Origin of the sequence: Planktothrix rubescens CCAP 1459/22 (assembly GCA_904830895.1) — a bacterium.
GTDB classification, from domain to species: Bacteria; Cyanobacteriota; Cyanobacteriia; order Cyanobacteriales; family Microcoleaceae; genus Planktothrix; species Planktothrix agardhii.
Genome location: LR882958.1, coordinates 2,188,421 through 2,207,021, shown reverse-complemented (window position 1 = coordinate 2,207,021; position 18,601 = coordinate 2,188,421). Strand labels below are relative to the sequence as shown.

The following is an 18,601-nucleotide window of genomic DNA, read 5'->3' as shown; positions in this document are numbered from 1 at the left end:
TTAATGAATTAACTCAATAGCTCGTTTCGTCAACGCCTCGGAAGTAATACCATTAAATGCCATTAATTCCCCTGCACTGGCAGTGGTTTCCCCCCGTTTCCAAGCAAAAGTATCCCGTTTAGAATTGCTGCGTAACATAATCGGTTCTAACATCAAACTGGAACCACCTGTTACCCCAATTAACGCATCTCCAGCAAACAATTTATCAAAGGTTTCATCACTGGCAAAATCGTTATCTGGTTCGGAACAAGTCTCGGATAAAACATCGTGAGAACGATATAAACGCCGAGGGTTAATAACAGAAACAATTCGCACCCCAATACCTTCAGTTTCCAAAAATGCTGCCGCTTCAAACACCGGAATTAAGGTCATATCCCCAATCACCGCAAACACCACGGTTTTATCCCCTGGAACTTCCTGTAAGACCACCGCCCCATCTTTTAACCCTTGATCAGTTTGCTCAAAGGTGGTGCGGATGGGTAAGGGGGACTTACTGGCGGTGATAATAATGCTCTTATTTTTGGTATTTAAAGCCCAATTATAGCACACTTGAATGCTATTGGCGTCGGGAGGAAACACCGGAAAAACGTTCCCACTTCGCATCATAGCTGCGAAATAGGCCTCAATTTCAGGCCGTTGGTGTGTCCAACCATTGCGACCCTGTTCTAAGGCTCCGGCGGTGAATAAACACACCGTTGAGGGGGTAGGACGTCGTAACTCAGCCATAGCTTGAGCTACGGTTTGCAAAACTGGCACACCGTTAATCGCAAAAGACTCATAAGAACACCATAATGTTCGGGCTCCTAATAAGGATAATCCCACCGCTAACCCGGCACAAGCATCTTCGCTTAAGGGTTCATAAACTTGCCCTTGGGGTTGTTGAAAATAAATATTATCCGTTGTTGGGTGAATAATCTTTAATCCCTGGTTAATATTGTTAATTCCCGAAGCCGCATTTCCATCAGCATTGGTAACAATAAAATGGGGATCTTTTTGCCCGACATGAACTACTAACGCCCCCATTGCGGTTGTAGAAACCTTGGGATCACCACCAACAGCATATTCTTCTAAGGGTAATTCACCCAGATCCGCTAAATGGTAATCAAACTCTGTGACAACGGTTTTGGCTGCTGGGCCACCACTAGAACGCTCTAAATTTGTCCGCACTAATTCCCAAGCTGCCACAGGTAAGGCCCGTTCTTTTAAAGCGTTAATAATATGGGGACTATCTAAGGTATCCCCTGGATAAAGATTATGGGATTTTGCACCCAGGGCGTGAACTCCCGCTCCTTTCAATTGTTTAATAATAAACACCGTTAGTTTACCCTCTAAAGCCGATTTTGCAGCTTTATCCATTGCCACTAAAATTGCTTGGGTAAATTCAATTCGTTTATTAATAGAAAAGGCGGTACTATCAACATAATTACCCGCTTGATTTTGATCATCAAAATCTTTCGCATCGACTAAAATCACTTCTGAAAATCCATTTCCTTTCCAGTAAGCAATCATTTCTGCATTAGTTTTCGTAGAAACCATGCTATGATGCTCTTGACTGTAACCATTCCAAACCAACACAGGCAAGAAATTAGTCACTTCAGGATAGGCGGTATGGAAGTGCATCATGCTACTCATGGGGTACGGTTCCCCCATGCCCCCATCGCCGAGAGTGAAGGGAAATAGGACGTTCCGGTGTAACAGGGCTGCGGCCATGGCAAAATGTTGTCCCTGTCCCAATGGCCCGGCGGGGTTCAGCAGGCCGGGAATAAAGCCAGAAAGGTGGCCAAGTAGTCCATGTTTTTCGCGAAAGCGATCGCGCAATTGTTGGACGGTGACAATTCCCATATCCTCCAGGGAGCGATCCAAGAAGACCGCACTATAAAATCCTGGGGCATGGTGTCCCACTTCTGTCATAATATTTTTATGACCCAGCATCACCAAGGCCGCATAAGCTTCCACACTAGAAGCAAATCCCCCTGGGTGTCCAGAGGCTTTACTGGCGGTGACTTGTAAGGTCAAATAACGCAGGGCATCGGCATAGAGTAAGGTTTGATAGGCAGCCTTAGTATCATGGGCATCGGAAATTGATACAGTATTTTCAGCAATAATTGGGGTATTCCCATAGCGGTCGAATTCGGGGAAACTGTCTTTAAAATACTGAATTCCTTGACAAAATTCTGGTATTGTTGTTGTCATATTTAATCCCTTCTCGGTCATTCTAATTTTTTGAGTTAAGATTTATTTTACAATTGCTTGTCCCTAAAAATGATTTTATTTTTGAAACCGATAAATAAATTAAAATCATTGATGTCAATGAATATAGAGAAAATTAGTTTACTATTGGGGTCTCCGGGGAGTATTTAAACCTGGTTGCAAAATTTTTGTATATAGTTAATATAGAAGAAACGATAACCTAATTTGATCACTCTGAAACTTTGATTATGAATACACAACTTCCTCCCGCATCCCCACGTCCAGCTTTTCAAGAAAAAGTATATTGGATTTCTGATCCGCTTAATTATATGGATACCCATACCCAAAAATATGGGGATATTTTTAGTAATTATATTCTGGGGGCAAAAACTCCTTGGGTTTTCGTGAGTCATCCCCAAGCCATTCAGAAAATTTTAACCGATGATATCTTTGAAGCTCCAGGTGCTTTTAATAAAATTTTACAGCCTTTAACCGGAGATAATTCTATCTTTATGTTAGAGGGCGATCGCCATAAACGAGAACGGAAATTATTAATGCCATCCTTTCATGGGGAAAGAATGCGAGATTATGGGGAATTAATCACAGATATTACCCAAAAAGTCATCGGTCAATGCTCCGAAGGACAGTCTTTTACCGCCCGAGAAACCCTGCAAGCAATTTCTTTAGATGTGATTTTAAAAGTGGTTTTTGGGGTCTATGCAGGAGAACGATATAGTCAGTTAAAACGTTTGTTATCAGGAATATTAGACGTTTTTAAATCTCCTTTCAGTTCTAGTTTTTTATTCTTTCCTATTTTACAACAAAATTTAGGCTCTTGGAGTCCTTGGGGATATTTCTTAAAACAACGTCAAGAAATTGATGAATTATTATATACAGAAATTCGAGAACGTCGTGAAAACCTCGATGAATCTCGTAAGGATATGCTGCATTTAATGATGGCTGCCAGGGATGAAGAAGGCAACCCGATGACGGATCAAGAATTACGAGATGAATTATTAACCTTATTATTTGCTGGGCATGAAACCACAGCTACGGCAATGTCCTGGGCTTTATATTGGATTCATAGCCAGCCAGAAGTCCATAAAAAATTAATTCAAGAGTTAAAAAGTTTACCTGAAAATGCTGAGGGAATGGATATTTTTCGCTTACCCTATTTAACAGCAGTTTGTCAGGAAACCTTGCGAATTTATCCCGTGGCAATGTTAACATTTGCTCGAACCAATAAAGAATCTGTCGATTTAATGGGTTATCAATTACCGCCAAAAACTCCAGTAGTCGGCTGTATTTATTTAACCCATCGACGGGAAGACTTATATCCGCAAGCGGATCAATTTAAACCGGAACGCTTTTTAGAACGTAAGTTTTCCCCCTATGAATTTCTTCCCTTCGGAGGAGGAAGTCGTTTATGTATAGGAATGGCTTTAGCTCAATATGAAATGAAGTTAGTTTTAGCTACAATTTTGTTGAATTATGAGTTAAATTTGTTGGAAAAACAACCGGTAAAAGCGGTACGTCGAGGGGTAACTTTAGCCCCCAAAGGCGGGATTAAAATGCAACTACTAAAGAAACTTCCACTTCATATTATTTTTTAAGATCCCGAATAAAATCTTGATAAAATTCTGCATGGGAACCTGTAAAATTATCCATGTTTTTATTGGTTAAATATCCTCTGGTTTTTTTAGTATGGGGATTTTCAACATAACTATAGATGGATTTTGGATAATTTGGATCTTCATGCCATCTAATATTAAATGCTGCATATTTCAGGAAAAACTCCATCTCAGCATAACTTTTAATCTGATCATGTATCCACCAAGCCAAGGCTGTCCAATCTTTAGTCCGTTCATAATAGGGAATAAAAGAAGTGACAATAATACAAGCCGTTGCTCCCATATAACCATTTTTATCTCGTCTATCCCAAATATGGGCGGCATAATTGCTTTCATTGGAGGCACAATTATATTGATTCTTATTTTCTGCGCCTTTAGCATTCACTTCACAAGACCGATAAGCAGAACGAATACTAATTTTTCCGAGAGCATCTTGCAGGGGTTCTAGTACATTTTTACAGAGGTTTTTTCCGGCTGCGATCGCTAATTCTGGATCATCTGGTATATTAGGAATACCCTCTATTTGAGAAATTTCCGAGTATATAAATTCCCGCATAAAAAAACTTTTAGAAAGTTGTACCCGTCCGAGTTCTTCTAACGCTTTAACAGTTTCTGGTTTTCTCATAGCATTATTCATTTCATCCATCATTTATTTGAAGGATTTTATACCCAGATCTTTACAGATTTTATGAGCCAGGATATCACTAATTTCAGTATGTCTGGGAACGGCTGTTCTTTTATTTAAAACAGGATTATACCACCAAGAGTGACGACTTCCTTCTCGAATTAACTCACAACCCTGAGAATGAAGATAGCGGATAAATTCTTTACGCTTCATACCGCTATTTTTTCTTCTTGGTAATTACCATTAGCAGCATTAATAGCATCTTGGCGATTAAATTCTAATGCCTCTTCCAACGTAGTTTTAAGACTTGCCAATAATTGATCACGGGAAGATTCTTGACAATTCACTCCTGGAATTTCTTCAATCCAGCCAATCCACCAATTCCCATCTTGTTTAATAATTGCCGTATAGGTATTGCTCATATTTAGCCTATTTTACATTGCTCTTAGGGTACAAATTAAAACATAATCCCAGTATAACTGATTTGGTTTTGAGTTGGTATGGGGCGATCGCTATTTTTAAAAGATGTATAATACCTTGGTCTGTAGGGATGTGATGTGATCGCGCTATACTAGATTAACAACGATTAGGAGGATATAGCCCATGTCTTTTGAGATTAAATTGAGTGAAGAATTTGTTAAAATTCAAAAAATATTAGAAAATTTACAGGATTTACAAGAGTTAAGAACAGCACAGCAAGAAGAACAAGAAAGTCCTACTTTTTCTTTAGATGAAGTTAAGCAAATATTGAATTTATCTTAGTTTAAATCGGAAACCGAGAAACCGGGTTTCTGAAAACCCCAGGAGGAATTAAAATGGTTTGGAATTTTGCTGAAGGAATGATAACAGCAATTCAAGGATTTTTTGCACCGCAAACAGTGGTAGCCATGGCGCAACGACAAAATACAATTGATCAAATTGAAACTCAGTTTTATTTAGAAGCAAATCGCCAAGAATTTCAGGCAGAATTAGAAGGTTATAGAATAGCTTCTCAATTTACCTTACAAGAACGTCAACAAACATTTCAAGCGTCTTTAGAAGCGTTAAAAATTGATACTCAATTTGCTATGCAAACCAGAGGGCAAGAATTTCAAGCCGATTTGGAAGGAGTAAGACAAAAATTTAATCGAGAACTTGAAGACTATCGACAGTTTTGCGAAAATTCACGACTGCAAAAACGACAAGATTTTGAAGCAGAACAGTTAGCAAGAAGCTTACAACATGAACAACGATTAGAAGAATACCGTCGGGAAACTCAACTAATATTATCTCGCATTCAATTGTCAACTGCGATAGAACTCACCGATGATAAAGAAATTCGAGACACTTTTCCCCTTAAAACTCCAGCTAGAGTGATTTTAGATGCTTACAAAATCTATCAAGAAAATTATCGGAATATTCCGCTTTTAGTGATTATTTCACCTCCAGCATTAGAGTTTGAAAAGTTCCCCAATGCTGCCCAAGGTTTTAGTAAAATAGAAGTTTCCTTAACGGATCAAGTGCAGGAATTTTGCAAATATTATCCCCTCACCAGTCAGGAAAGACCTGTCAGATATCAAGGTGCAGATTGGGAAAGCAAATCTTCTCATGGTAAGATTGCGGTGGATATTTTGCATCATGTCCTTAAATCAATTCCTACTGTGGTTTTAGAGTCTAAAGTTGATGGGGATTTGCTACGGATTTATTTAGCAGGTTGGGATATGCTAGAAAAAGTCCCTCATTATGAAAAAGTCCTGACGGTTCCCTGGAAAGAAGTTTTGTATCCCATCGCCCGCAAATATGCCCAAGAGTGGCGAGAGTACCGAATGAAGTTGTTAGAAAAAGGCAGAAGTTTAGAGGATCTGAAGCGACGGGGTGGGGATGATGAACTGAATCTTTTAATTTTAGAAGAAGAGGAAGAAGACCGGGAGTTTGGCAGAAGCGGTCAGCACGATTATAAATACAATGTGCGGGAAGATAAATATATTCGAGAACTGGCGCAATTTTTAGGGATTTGTCATTGTATTTTAGTCGGTTTGATGGCTGATCGCTATCATTTCTCCCATGCAGATGTGCATCCGAAATTGCCGGAACTGTTGCCGGGATTATTGGAAAAAGTGCCGAGTGAAAGTTTGAAGCAAATGCTGGTGGGTGAGATTGTTTATAGCTATCAAAATCTCTATCAATTAGCAGGATGCGATCGCCCTCATCTGATTCCCGATTTATATTTAGATTTAGCTCTGAGTTTGAGTCATTTACCCGATCAATCTTGGGCTAGAAAACAGATTAAGTATTCGATAAAAGTTTGGCTGATGTTGAGAAATCGGGTTTCTTCTATTGAAGAACAAAAACCGGGTTTGTTGGAGTTATTAGAGGCTGTTACATCAGCTTTGACGGTGGGGGATAAAGAATATTTGGAAAAGCTGAATGGGTGTTTGGCTGCTATTGGGGAAAGTCAACACCAGGAAATGATTCGGGTGGCGATGCAGCGCCAAGAAGCGGAATACAAACGTCAACAAGAAGCCAAACGTCAGCGACAACGAGAAATTGAGCGCAAACGCAAGCTAGAAAATGCCTCAGTTGCTTACACCCTTGGACATTCTGGGTCGGTTAATTCCGTCGCCATTAGCCCGGATGGGCAAATTCTTGTCAGTGGTAGTGATGACAACACGATTACTATTTGGGATTTGAGTACGGGGCAGGAACTTCGCACCCTGACTGGGCATTCTGACTCGGTTAATTCCGTCGTCATCAGCCCAGATGGGCAGACTGTTGTGAGTGGCAGTAGTGACAAGACGATTAAGATTTGGCAGTTGAGTACGGGGCAGGAACTCCGCACCCTGGAAGGGGATGGCTTGATTAATTCCCTTGCCATCAGCCCGGATGGGCAAATTCTTGTCAGTAGCAGTCATACTGTTGTCAGGAGCGATTATTTCGATTGGAAGTCTTATACTGTTGTAAGGGGCAATGATTACAATACAATCAATAAAATTAAGATTTGGCAGTTGAGTACGGGGCAGGAACTCCGCACCCTGAAAGGGGATTGCTTAATTAATTCCCTCGCCATCAGCCCAGATGGGCAGACTGTTGTGAGTGGCAGTGATGACAACACGATTACGGTTTGGCAGTTAAGTACGGGGCAGGAACTTCGCACCCTGACTGGGGCTGGCTCGATTAATTCCCTCGCCATCAGCCCCGATGGGCAGATTCTTGTGAGTAGTGATACTGTTGTGCATTTTATGGGTGGCGGTAATGACAACACGATTAAGATTTGGCAGTTGAGTACGGGCGTAGAACTTCGTACCCTCACTGTGGATTTGAACTGGTGGGTTCATTCCGTCGCCATCAGCCCAGATGGGCAGACCCTCGTGAGTGGTGGTGATGACACGATTACCATTTGGGATTTGAGTACGGGGCAGGAACTTGGCACCCTGACTGAGCATTCTGATGAGGTTAAGTCCGTCGCCATTAGCCCGGATGGGCAGACCCTTGTGAGTGGTGGTGATGACGGCACGATTATGATTTGGCGGGTGGTGTGACCCAGACTCCGAGAAACCGGGTTTCTGCAATAACCTTTGTTTCCCAACAGAGAGATTAATTGAGAAACCCGGTTTCTGACCCTAGAAACCGGGTTTCTGCGATCACCTTTGCATCCAAACAGAGATTTGTTGAGAAACCCTGTTTCTGATTCCCACGCGCGACTATATCTAGTTGTTATAATAGAAAAACCTGAGCATTAAAATCGCAAATGTATGACAGCAAAAATAAACATCAGCAACTTGGGTAATTCCTTAGCTTTGCCAATACCGGACTATATTGTAAAATTTTTCAATCTGAAAGCAGATGATTCAGTAATTTGCCGTATAGAAAATGGAAAAATAGTCATAGAACCTGTATATCAGAAAATTTCCAAATATACCCTAGATGAATTATTAGCAGGCGAAATAGAACCCAGCCAAGAAATCTATTGGGGAAAACCAGAAGGAGAAGAATTTTGGTAAAATATATTCCCGAACCATCTACCAGAAAAATATTAAACTACTTGTTTCCCACCACTACTCTCAATATAGCGTCGCAACACCGAATTAATTGTAGTTTTATACTCTGCACTTTGCTCTCGAAACCAGGCTATTACCTCAGCATCTAACTGAATCAAATTACGAGCTTGGGCGGCTGGTATTCTTAGCGTAGCATTCTCAAAAAATTCATCCGTCAAAGGTGAAATATCAGAGTAATCAATATCCTCATCATTCATCGCCTCTAACGCCGCCCAATTAGTACGAGAGATATTGCTCGAATCGTTGACGCTCATATCGGTTTGCCTTTCGTGCTGATATGATTCTAATTATATCATCCTGCCTTTCTGTCCAGACAACAACCGCGACACCGTTTCGCAAAAACCCGATCCCAATCCAACGATCCTCCCCATAGTCAGTACGCGGATCGAGCTCAGTTAGCATAGGGCGATCGAACATCTCAGAAACATCTGCAAAATCAATCCGATGTTTGGCAATATTTTCCGATCTCTTTGCTTCGTCCCATTCAAACTGCATGAAAAATCAATCAACTTTAAGTAGGATCTAAATTTATGATATGTTATTTTGCACTCACAGAAATCTGGTTTCTGCGATAATTTTGGCATCCTATCGAAGATTTGGGTAAGAAACCTCGTTTCTGAGTCCCACGCGATCCCCCTAGTCCAAGAAACCGGGTTTCTGAGTCCTCAATACCAGTCCGCGATCGCAAGTCCTGAAACTCTCGAAAACTCCTTGACATTGTGGGTAACAAGAGTTGCTTGAAGTGAAGCGGCTGTCCCTGCAATCAAAACATCGATCGGGCCCATGGGAGTACCTTGTTGCTCCAATTGAGCGCGAATTGTCGCAGCAGCAACAGCAGAATTGCGATCAAAAGGAATAAGGTTAATTCGGTTCAAAAGTTGCTGAAGTTGTTGGGTACGTTTTGCAGGGGAGGTAGATTTAGCAATACCCACTTGCAATTCAAACAGGACGATCGCGGAAATACCAATTTCTTGAGGAGATACATTAGCAAGGTTTTGAGCGACTTTTCCTTGTCCTTTAAAGTAGTAAATTAATGTATTTGTATCCAATATGTACACTAGAAACTCTCCCGCAAGATGTCTTCTCCCAACTCAGCACGAATATCTTCCAGAGTAGGAAAGTCTTTTTCCCACGTTCCAGCTAGGGAATAAACCAGTTCCGCCCAAGGAGTCGAAGTATCTAATATTGCGATCGATGGGTTGGCATTTAGGTGCTGGACACGAATAAATTCAGCAAAAGTGAGAATTTCGCGGGCTTGCTCTTGGGGAAGGCTTTTAACGATCGCGTAGATTTGTTCAATGATAGTCATAATCTGGTTGGTGATCGAGTATGTTTATTGCTATTAGACCTCTTGCAAAAAAAATCTATGCTATAATACCAAATTTTTACTTTCAGACTAAGAGTGTCAACTCATAATTATAAATGGCTGACAACAAATTACAACGAAGACCATAACGGCTAGGATTTTATGAAATTGATCAAAATCTACCATAATACCATAAAATTATTTTGCAAGAGTTCTATTTAATCTAACTTATTTCATGTTATCATAAAATCACTTGAGAGCAGAAGGAAATGACCATGCAAACCCAAGAAAAATCAGCTATCGAAAAGCAACCCAAAACCGAAAAACGCTATTACACGCCAGAGGAATATCTGGCATTAGAAGAAACTGCGATCGACAAGAGTGAATACCATGATGGGGAGATCATACCAATGACAGGCGGAACCACCAACCACAACAAACTCGCAGGAAACTTTTACAAAAAATTTCCTTTGACTATAAAGGAGCAAGATTACGAGATATTTATCAATGATGTGCGTCTGTGGATATCCCAAAATCGCCGTTACTTCTATCCCGATATCATGGTAATTCAAGAAGAACCAATCTATCAAGAAAATAACCAAACAGTTGTAACAAATCCTCTGGTAATTATTGAAGTTTTATCTAATTCAACTAAAAACTACGATCGCGGTAATAAATTCTTCTTTTATCGCTCAATCCCTACCTTTAGAGAATACATTTTGATTGACCAATATAGCTATCATATTGAGCAATTTGCTAAAAACTCTAAGAGCAAATGGGAATTAACAGAATATGATTCAGAAGACTCTGTATTAACCCTAGAATCCGTAGAATTTCAAATACCGATAAGAGATATTTACCAACGAATTAATTTTGAGGCTAACGCAGAAGAAGTAAACGAGCTAACCGATGAAATCCAACAATAAGAAACAGGGTTTATGAATTCCCCACGTGACTATATCTAGTTGTTATAATAGATAGACCTGAGCATTAAAATCGCCAATGTATGACAGCAAAAATAAACATCAGCAACTTGGGTAATTCCTTAGCTTTGCCAATACCGGACTATATTGTAAAATTTTTCAATCTGAAAGCAGATGATTCAGTTTTTCTGTTTTTTTTTCGGTCTTTCAATAGCCGTTTCCGTGACATCCATCACTACGATTTGGGGGTAGCCAGAATCTTGAATTAATGCTTTCTTTCCCGGAATCCGAAACTTTCCTGTTTTGATTAAAGTTGATTCAATATTAGCAACAATTCGGCAAATAGTTGATTCTGATACTCCCCAATTTGTCCCAATATGAAAATATGTTCTGTATTCTCGCCAATACTCCAAGGCTACTAAAACTTGCTCTTGGAGAGTCAGGCGGGTGTGACGTCCTCTCCTATCTTTAGGATGTTCTAACCTGAACTGCTCTATGGCATTAACCATTGCTTGAAAGGTTTGAATCTTGACACCAAATCTCCGTTTAAATTCAGGAGGTTTCAAATTTAGATAAAATTGAGTGTTCATCGCAGAGTTATTGTCTTAATTCACTTTCAATTTTTACCATTTTATGGAGTTTTTAGCAAAAGTTTGTGAAGAATGGTTAGTCTCTGGGATTTTATGAAATTGAGCAAAACTTACCATAATACCATAAAATTATTTTGCAAGAGTTCTATTAATTACATAAAAAATAAACTCTACTCTCGATAAATATTCCTCCGATGTTTACAGTGAAGAACTAACACAGTTAGTATTTTATCATTAACCTCATAACGAACTCGATAGTCACCTACTCTGACACGATATTCATGATCAAACCCTTTTAGTTTTTTAACCCCTACTGGACGAGGCTCTATTGTAAGAGACAAAATTTTTTCAATAATTCGTTGACGGATATCTTCGGGTAAATTATCTAACTGTTTCTGAACAGGTTTAGGAATGATAACCGTATAACTCATGTTGTTTTGTCAAGCTGAGTTGCCATATAATCTTGAATTGTTTGATAATCACCTCTTTGATAAGCTTGACGTGCATCTTCAATTTCTGCAATAATTCTGGGGTCTTCTTCGAGTTCGGCTTCACCTTCAAAAATCTGATCTTCTAAAATTTCTAAAAGCTGATGTTTTTGGGATAAATCTAAGGATTTAATTGCTGTAATCAAGGAATCAAAGGAAATATCAACTTGAATCGTTGTTATCATAATTTTTATCCTATCTATTTCTAGGGTACAGATTAAAACATAATCACAGTATAACCGATCCGGTTCTGAGTTGGGTAGAGAGCGATCGCTATTTTTAGAAAAAGTATGATGTCTGGGTTGTTAGATATGCGATCGCGCTATAATATATTAAGAACGATTAGGAGGATATAGCTGATGTCTCTTGAGATTCAACTTAATTGAATCAATTTTTAACCATCCATAGAGGCAGGTTTATTAAAATATTTGTTAACCTGCCATAATAAACTACATACTCAATCAGTTTGTTCTCTTACAATCCTAATTGCTGTGGTTTGTTTATCCTGATTGTAAGGATTATCCACTTTATATAACTCTATTTTACCCTGTGATTTTAGCTCTTTAACCAGTTTATAAGCTGATGATACACTATAATTTTGACTTTCAAGATGTGCTTGTATAAATCTGGTAATGCTCACAAAGCCACCCTGCCCTGAGTAATATTCTTCTTGATCCCTTAGCTCTTTAAGAAATTCATCTTCTGTAATATCTGTTAAGTCCAAATTACTTTCTTTTTCTTTTGCTTCTAATTCCTCCAAACCTACTCGTTCTGTAGGTACAGTCTCCATTGCGGTATTAATAATTGTAATCAATTCTTCAGATAAAGATTTACCTTTAGTAAGATCGTCGTGAGTGAACAAGTTATTATGTGCAACTTTATGCCTAATTTTTTCAAGGTCTTCCCATTTTTGTTGGAACTGCTTATCTTTAAAAGATGCTTTGAAAAATTTTTGATAGTTGCTTTGTACCTCTTCCTTGAGCTTTTTGATAGCTTCAGGAGTTTCAGCAAGTTCGGAAACTTTACTAATTATATCTTCTTTAGTTATGAAACCAGATGAATGTGTATATATTATTTCTCCTAAATCTCCAAAGTCAAAAAGGTAAATCTTATTATCAATATGTTTCCCAAAGACTATCTCGTTATTTTTCCTTTTTTCGACTTTCTGATCCATGTGCTTCACGTTCTTGGATATTTTATCCAACCATTTAGTACCTTCTCGTCTCGTCATATATTTAACAAGATAAGCTCGAAGAAGGTTCTCGACTTGATAAATAAGGGGATAAATCTGATATGCAATTTCCTCCGAAACTTTATCTACTAAAACATAAAGGACGTCAAATTCTCGTTTTTTTAGAAATTCTATAATTATTATTCGCATTGGCTCTAACGAGTCATAACTTCCTGTTACTGTTATCGAAAATGCGTTACCCAGTTCTACATAGCTGATTTCTTCATCACCTTCTGTAGTAGGTTTTAGTTGGTTGACTTTAACATTAAGATTTCCCAAATTTATTTGCCCATTTTGATCATCAAGTTCTGGTTTTCCTTTCGATAACAAAGAAATGGATGCCAAGCCATGTAGAAAGGCCGATACTGTCTGAATTTCAGATTTTTCAGTTGTATCTATTGCTAAAATCTCAAATTTTAACGGGGTGTCCATAAGGGTGATTAACTTATAGTTAGGTATTGATACAAATCATATATGTAATAGCCATAAAAAACAAGGGGCTTTCGCCCCCTATTATTCTAACATTCTAACTTCCGCCAACCCGCGCCACATCACGGGAATTTGCTTCAAACGCCGCCGTTAACGCTTCATCCCCCGTTAAACCGGATTTTTCAGCCTCTTTTAATGCTTCCAAAACCCGCTTATAATCCCGTGGAATCACCTTAACAAAAGTCGGAATCATTTCCGTCCAATTTGCCAAAATTTTCAACGCTTTTTGACTCTTGGTATACTCCGCGTGTTTAGCAATTAATTGGTAAACCTGATTAATTTCTTCCGGGTCTTCCAACTTTTCTAAATCCGCCATGGACGTATTGCAACGGGTGGCAAAATCGCCAGTTTCATCAAAGATATAAGCAATACCGCCACTCATCCCCGCCGCAAAGTTCCGTCCGGTCGCACCCAGGACAACCACCTTACCTCCGGTCATATATTCACAACCATGATCTCCCACACCCTCGACAACGGCATTCACGCCGGAGTTACGCACCCCGAAACGTTCCCCCGCTAACCCTCGGATATAGACTTCCCCAAGGGTTGCGCCATATAATGCCACATTGCCGATAATGATATTGTCTTCAGGGATAAAAGTGGAAACCGCCGGAGGATAAATAATAATTTTGCCTCCGCTTAATCCCTTGCCTACATAGTCGTTAGCATCCCCTTCCAATTCTAAGGTCACACCCTTGGGTACAAAAGCCCCAAAACTTTGACCCGCACTACCTTGGAAATGCAGATGCACCGTATCTTCCGGTAAACCGTGCCAATGGTTTTTGGTGATTTCATTGCCTAAAATCGTTCCCACCGCCCGGTTAATATTTTTAATCGGTAAGGTAGCCTCAACCTTCTCACCATTCTCAATAGCGGGTTTACACAGATCCAGTAACACGGTGATATCCATAGATTTATCTAAACCGTGATCCTGGGGAATTTGACAATAACGGCCGATATCCTCCCCAACTTCCGGTTGATAGAGGATTTTCGAGAGGTCAATACCCTTGGCTTTCCAATGGTCAACGGCTTTCTTGCCTTCCAAAATATCCGTCCGTCCCACCATTTCAGTTAAGGTGCGGAAACCCAACTGTGCCATGATTTCTCGGACTTCCTGGGCGATGAACTTCATGAAATTAACGGTATACTCAGGATCACCCGAAAAGCTTTCCCGCAGTTGGGGGTTTTGGGTGGCGATACCCACCGGGCAGGTATTCAGGTGGCACACCCGCATCATAATACAACCCAAGGTCACTAACGGGGCAGTTGAAAAGCCGAATTCCTCCGCCCCTAACAACGCAGCCACCACCACATCCCGGCCAGTTTTCATCTGACCATCGGTTTCAACAGCAATGCGCGATCGCAAATTATTCAACACCAGGGTTTGATGGGTTTCTGCCAAGCCCAACTCCCAAGGGAGTCCGGCGTGTTTAATTGAAGTTTGGGGAGATGCCCCTGTGCCCCCATCAAAACCGGAGATTAATACCACATCGGCATGGGCTTTAGCAACCCCGGCGGCAATGGTTCCAACTCCGACTTCCGAGACTAATTTCACACTAACCCGCGCCGCCCGATTCGCATTTTTCAAATCGTGGATTAATTCGGCTAAGTCCTCAATAGAATAAATATCGTGGTGAGGAGGAGGCGAAATCAAACCTACGCCGGGGGTAGAATGGCGAACTTTGGCAATAGGCGGATAAACCTTACGTCCGGGGAGTTGTCCCCCTTCTCCGGGTTTTGCGCCTTGTGCCATTTTGATTTGAATTTCCTTGGCTTGGGAAAGGTATAAACTCGTGACCCCAAACCGACCGGAGGCGACTTGCTTAATAGCGCTATTTTTCGAGTCCCCTTGTTCGTTTGTCCAGGTATAACGTTCTGGGTCTTCGCCGCCTTCTCCTGTGTTAGACTTACCACCAATCCGATTCATGGCGATCGCTAAGGTTTCATGGGCTTCCTTAGAAATCGAGCCATAACTCATCGCCCCGGTTTTAAAGCGCTTCATAATTGCTTCAATGGGTTCGACTTCTTCTAATAGAATCGGTTGACGATCTTTAAATTCCAATAAGCCGCGCAGGGTAAAATATTTTTGGTTTTGCTCATTCACTAACTGGGCGTATTTTTTGAACAATTCATAATCTCCCAGGCGCACTGCTTTCTGTAAAGAATGAATCGCTTCCGGGCTTAATAAATGGGCTTCTCCTTCCTTACGCCATTGATATTCACCACCCACATCTAGGGTATGGGTTTTATCTCCGGGTTGGTTGGGGAAAGCGTGGGTATGGCGGATAATTGCTTCTTGAGCAATAATATCTAAATCAGCGCCTTCAATCCGGGTAGCTGTCCAACTAAAGTATCGATCAATCACTGATTGATTTAAACCAATGGCTTCAAAAATTTGGGCACCACGATAACTTTGTAAAGTGGAAATACCGATTTTTGAAGCAACTTTAACCACCCCTTTTGTGGCGGCTTTGACATAATTTTTGCAAGCGGTTTTATAGTCCACACCGACTAATAATCCTTGCTCGATCATGTCGTGGATACTTTCAAACGCCATATAGGGATTAATCGCACCACAGCCATAACCGACTAAAAGGGCATAATGATGGACTTCTCGCGGTTCACCGGATTCTAAAATAATTCCTACCCGGGTGCGAGTCCCCTGACGAATTAGATGGTGATGTAAACCGGATACCGCTAATAAAGCCGGGATGGGGGCATTGTTGGAATCAACACCGCGATCGCTCAAAACTAACAGGTTCACCCCGGCTGCAATTGCTTCGTCAGCCTGGGCAAAAATCCCTTCCATGACCGCTTCTAACCCTTTTACCCCATCTTTGGGGTTAAACAGAATCGGCAGGGTAACAGCTTGAAAACCATCCTCATTCACAAATTTAAGTTTAGCCAATTCGGCATTACTGAGAATTGGGCTTTTCAGTTCGATCAGGTGACAGCTTTCCGGTTCGGGTTTTAATAAGTTGCGTTCAGACCCGATAGTAGTTTCGGCTGAGGTGATAATTTCTTCCCGAATGGAGTCAATAGGGGGGTTTGTTACCTGAGCAAATAGTTGTTGAAAATAATCATAAAGCAGTTTCGGGCGATCGGATAACACCGCCAACGGGGTATCAGTTCCCATCGAACCCACCGCCTCAACGCCATCCCGCGCCATTGGCGTTAATAATAGGCGCAGATCCTCGAAGGTATAACCGAAAGCCGTTTGTAGCTGAACTAACCCATCCGTAGACGCACCATCGCTGGTTTCTACGGGTTCTTTCAGGTTAGCCAATTCTACCATATTCTGGTTGATCCATTCCCGATAAGGCTGTTCCGTAGCGATTTTAGTCTTAATTTCCTCATCCGTAATGATCCGCCCCTGTTCCATATCTACCAGGAACATCCGCCCGGGTTGCAAACGGCCTTTATAGGCGACTCGTTCTGGTTCAATAGGGAGAACTCCGGCCTCCGACGCCATAATTACCAGATCATCCTTAGTCACATAATAGCGGGAGGGTCGTAAACCGTTACGGTCTAGGACAGCCCCCATCATTGTGCCATCGGTAAAGGCAATGGAAGCGGGGCCATCCCAAGGTTCCATTAAACAGGAATGGTATTCATAAAACGCCTTTTTCTCATCACTCATGGACTCGTGGGCCGTCCAAGGTTCGGGGATCATCATCATCACCGCATGGGGAAGCGATCGCCCTGCCAAGACTAACAATTCTAGGGCATTATCAAAAATAGTAGAATCGCTACCTTTAATATTAATTACGGGTTGAATTTTTTTCAGATCCTCCCCAAACAATTCCGACTCCAACATCGACTGGCGGGCGGTCATCCAGTTAATATTGCCTCGCAGGGTATTAATTTCGCCGTTATGGGCAATATAACGATAGGGGTGGGAACGTTCCCAACTGGGGAAAGTATTGGTACTGAAGCGCGAGTGAACCAACGCTAAGGCGCTTTCCATATCAGGATCATGGAGTTCTGGGTAATAATCACCCACCTGTACAGGCATCAGCATCCCTTTATATACCATTGTCCGACAGGAGAGACTCGACGAATACAGATAGGTGTCAACCTGAGTCACCCGGATCTCAGTATGGGCGCGTTTACGAATTACATACAATTTCCGTTCAAAAGCTAAGTCATCAACTAAGCCCGAACCCCGTTGAATAAACACCTGCTGCATGAAGGGTTCACTCATTTTAGCAGTATTTCCCAGGGAAGAATTATCCGTCGGTACGTCCCGCCAACCTAAGACCTGTTGACCTTCATCCGCCGCAATTTTCTCAAATATCCGGCGACCGCTTTCCCTGGCGTTGGTATCGGGGGAAGCGTACATCATCCCGACGCCATACTGACCAGGTGCGGGGAGGGTAATATTCTCCGCCGCGGCCACTTTTTTCAGGAACTTGTGGGGGAGTTGCATTAAAATCCCCGCCCCGTCACCCGTATTGGTTTCCGCACCACAGGCGCCGCGATGGTCGAGGTTGAGCAGAATAGTTAACCCCTGTTCCACAATATCGTGGGACTGTTTGCCTTTCATCTGCACAATAAACCCGACCCCGCAGGCGTCGTGTTCAAATTGCGGATCGTATAAACCCTGTTTTTCGGGGAATTTGTGAGTATTCATGACAGTCAATTTAGAGTTATGAATGTAGATACCTAGGGCTTTACAGTCTCCGAGGGCAACGAAGGCCCATTAAGGGAGGGAAAAACCTATTATGTCAGCTTACATTGGTTCAGGGGAGTTGTGGGGGAGTTGGGGGGGTTGGGGAAAACAAAAAATTGTTCTGTTTGTTGGGATACATTTGGACTAAATAGAATGATGCCGAGGTAAAATTAGGTAGATTACTAACAAGTTAAAAACTTATGGATAACAATAATAAACAGGTTTACAATTATACAGTGATTCTGCAAAAAGAACCCGATGGAGGTTATCATGCTTTTTGCCCTATTCTCAAAGGTTGTCATTCTCAAGGAGATTCCTTTGAAGAAGCGATTGATAATATTACAGAAGCGATTGAATTATATATTGAAAGTTTAAGGGCTGTTTCCTTATGATTGTCATTCTGAGCTTGCGAAGAATCT

18 protein-coding genes and 1 pseudogene are annotated in these 18,601 nt (G+C 41.2%); 6 read left to right on the top strand and 13 right to left on the bottom strand.

All coding sequences use genetic code 11. The features are described 5' to 3' along the window. Complete coding sequence (locus NMG86_RS10360) at nt 1-2,193, bottom strand: phosphoketolase family protein (RefSeq protein WP_237747605.1); 2,193 nt, start codon at nt 2,191-2,193, stop codon at nt 1-3. Nucleotides 2,194-2,438: 245 nt separating this feature from the next. Here NMG86_RS10360 and NMG86_RS10355 point away from each other — a divergent pair, with 245 nt between their 5' ends. Further along, nucleotides 2,439-3,803 carry a cytochrome P450 gene (locus NMG86_RS10355; protein WP_026787025.1) on the top strand — a complete coding sequence of 455 codons (1,365 nt, stop codon included), beginning with the start codon at nt 2,439-2,441 and terminating at the stop codon, nt 3,801-3,803. Here the strand turns inward: NMG86_RS10355 and NMG86_RS10350 are convergent. Genes NMG86_RS10350 through NMG86_RS10340 form a run of 3 tightly spaced genes read right to left on the bottom strand, consistent with a single transcriptional unit; the run spans nt 3,793 to nt 4,868 of the window. Further along, entirely contained in the window at nt 3,793-4,470 is a 678-nt protein-coding gene (locus tag NMG86_RS10350) for a peptidase M15 (RefSeq protein ID WP_237747604.1), read from the bottom strand. The two genes, NMG86_RS10355 and NMG86_RS10350, sit on opposite strands and share 11 nt — an antisense overlap. After that, a complete protein-coding gene (locus NMG86_RS10345) occupies nt 4,471-4,659 on the bottom strand; it encodes a type II toxin-antitoxin system HicA family toxin (RefSeq protein WP_026787027.1) in 189 nt (62 codons plus the stop codon). It abuts the gene before it with no gap. After that, nucleotides 4,656-4,868, bottom strand: coding sequence for a hypothetical protein (locus NMG86_RS10340; RefSeq protein WP_026797583.1), 213 nt, complete (start codon nt 4,866-4,868; stop codon nt 4,656-4,658). Before NMG86_RS10340 ends, NMG86_RS10345 begins: the two co-directional genes overlap by 4 nt. A 181-nt stretch (nt 4,869-5,049) precedes the next feature. Between NMG86_RS10340 and NMG86_RS10335 the strand changes: the two genes are divergently transcribed. The 3 genes from NMG86_RS10335 to NMG86_RS10325 all read left to right on the top strand — a co-directional run bounded on the left by NMG86_RS10335 (nt 5,050) and on the right by NMG86_RS10325 (nt 8,426). Beyond that, nucleotides 5,050-5,208, top strand: a complete 159-nt coding sequence (locus tag NMG86_RS10335) for a type II toxin-antitoxin system Phd/YefM family antitoxin (RefSeq protein ID WP_193372470.1) — start codon at nt 5,050-5,052, stop codon at nt 5,206-5,208. A 53-nt stretch (nt 5,209-5,261) separates the two neighbouring features. After that, nucleotides 5,262-7,964 (top strand): WD40 repeat domain-containing protein, encoded by a 2,703-nt coding sequence (locus NMG86_RS10330; protein ID WP_026797582.1) that lies wholly within the window; start codon nt 5,262-5,264, stop codon nt 7,962-7,964. Between the two features lie 213 nt (nt 7,965-8,177). Next, complete coding sequence (locus NMG86_RS10325; protein ID WP_043938720.1) at nt 8,178-8,426, top strand: AbrB/MazE/SpoVT family DNA-binding domain-containing protein; 249 nt, start codon at nt 8,178-8,180, stop codon at nt 8,424-8,426. A gap of 32 nt (nt 8,427-8,458) precedes the next feature. On the opposite strand, the gene NMG86_RS10320 is transcribed toward NMG86_RS10325, so the two are convergent. From NMG86_RS10320 to NMG86_RS10305, 4 genes are all read right to left on the bottom strand, one after another. Further along, complete coding sequence (locus tag NMG86_RS10320) at nt 8,459-8,737, bottom strand: BrnA antitoxin family protein (protein WP_026797580.1); 279 nt, start codon at nt 8,735-8,737, stop codon at nt 8,459-8,461. Further along, nucleotides 8,700-8,978, bottom strand: a complete 279-nt coding sequence (locus NMG86_RS10315) for a BrnT family toxin (protein WP_026797579.1) — start codon at nt 8,976-8,978, stop codon at nt 8,700-8,702. The genes NMG86_RS10320 and NMG86_RS10315 overlap by 38 nt, the downstream gene beginning before the upstream one ends. Before the next feature lie 170 nt (nt 8,979-9,148). Further along, the gene (locus NMG86_RS10310) at nt 9,149-9,541 is read right to left on the bottom strand and encodes a type II toxin-antitoxin system VapC family toxin (RefSeq protein WP_026787034.1); all 393 of its coding nucleotides are present in this window, start codon (nt 9,539-9,541) and stop codon (nt 9,149-9,151) included. Further along, on the bottom strand, nt 9,541-9,792 hold the full coding sequence (locus tag NMG86_RS10305; RefSeq protein WP_026787035.1) for a hypothetical protein: 252 nt from the start codon (nt 9,790-9,792) through the stop codon (nt 9,541-9,543). The genes NMG86_RS10310 and NMG86_RS10305 overlap by 1 nt, the downstream gene beginning before the upstream one ends. A 272-nt stretch (nt 9,793-10,064) precedes the next feature. Between NMG86_RS10305 and NMG86_RS10300 the strand changes: the two genes are divergently transcribed. Further along, nucleotides 10,065-10,715 carry a Uma2 family endonuclease gene (locus NMG86_RS10300; RefSeq protein ID WP_043937527.1) on the top strand — a complete coding sequence of 217 codons (651 nt, stop codon included), beginning with the start codon at nt 10,065-10,067 and terminating at the stop codon, nt 10,713-10,715. Nucleotides 10,716-10,897: 182 nt separating this feature from the next. Here NMG86_RS10300 and NMG86_RS10295 read toward each other — a convergent pair. The 5 genes and pseudogenes from NMG86_RS10295 to gltB all read right to left on the bottom strand — a co-directional run. Further along, nucleotides 10,898-11,221, bottom strand: a pseudogene (locus NMG86_RS10295) (helix-turn-helix domain-containing protein); the annotation flags it as partial. Between the two features lie 251 nt (nt 11,222-11,472). Next, on the bottom strand, nt 11,473-11,733 hold the full coding sequence (locus tag NMG86_RS10290) for a type II toxin-antitoxin system RelE family toxin (RefSeq protein ID WP_026787037.1): 261 nt from the start codon (nt 11,731-11,733) through the stop codon (nt 11,473-11,475). Further along, nucleotides 11,730-11,975 carry a hypothetical protein gene (locus tag NMG86_RS10285; RefSeq protein ID WP_026787038.1) on the bottom strand — a complete coding sequence of 82 codons (246 nt, stop codon included), beginning with the start codon at nt 11,973-11,975 and terminating at the stop codon, nt 11,730-11,732. Before NMG86_RS10285 ends, NMG86_RS10290 begins: the two co-directional genes overlap by 4 nt. A 272-nt stretch (nt 11,976-12,247) precedes the next feature. After that, nucleotides 12,248-13,453 carry a Swt1 family HEPN domain-containing protein gene (locus NMG86_RS10280; protein ID WP_052338688.1) on the bottom strand — a complete coding sequence of 402 codons (1,206 nt, stop codon included), beginning with the start codon at nt 13,451-13,453 and terminating at the stop codon, nt 12,248-12,250. 94 nt (nt 13,454-13,547) lie between these two features. Beyond that, entirely contained in the window at nt 13,548-18,143 is a 4,596-nt protein-coding gene (gene gltB, locus NMG86_RS10275; RefSeq protein WP_026797578.1) for a glutamate synthase large subunit, read from the bottom strand. Between the two features lie 239 nt (nt 18,144-18,382). Here gltB and NMG86_RS10270 point away from each other — a divergent pair, with 239 nt between their 5' ends. Beyond that, nucleotides 18,383-18,574, top strand: coding sequence for a type II toxin-antitoxin system HicB family antitoxin (locus NMG86_RS10270; protein WP_043938721.1), 192 nt, complete (start codon nt 18,383-18,385; stop codon nt 18,572-18,574). Nucleotides 18,575-18,601 lie beyond the last annotated feature (27 nt).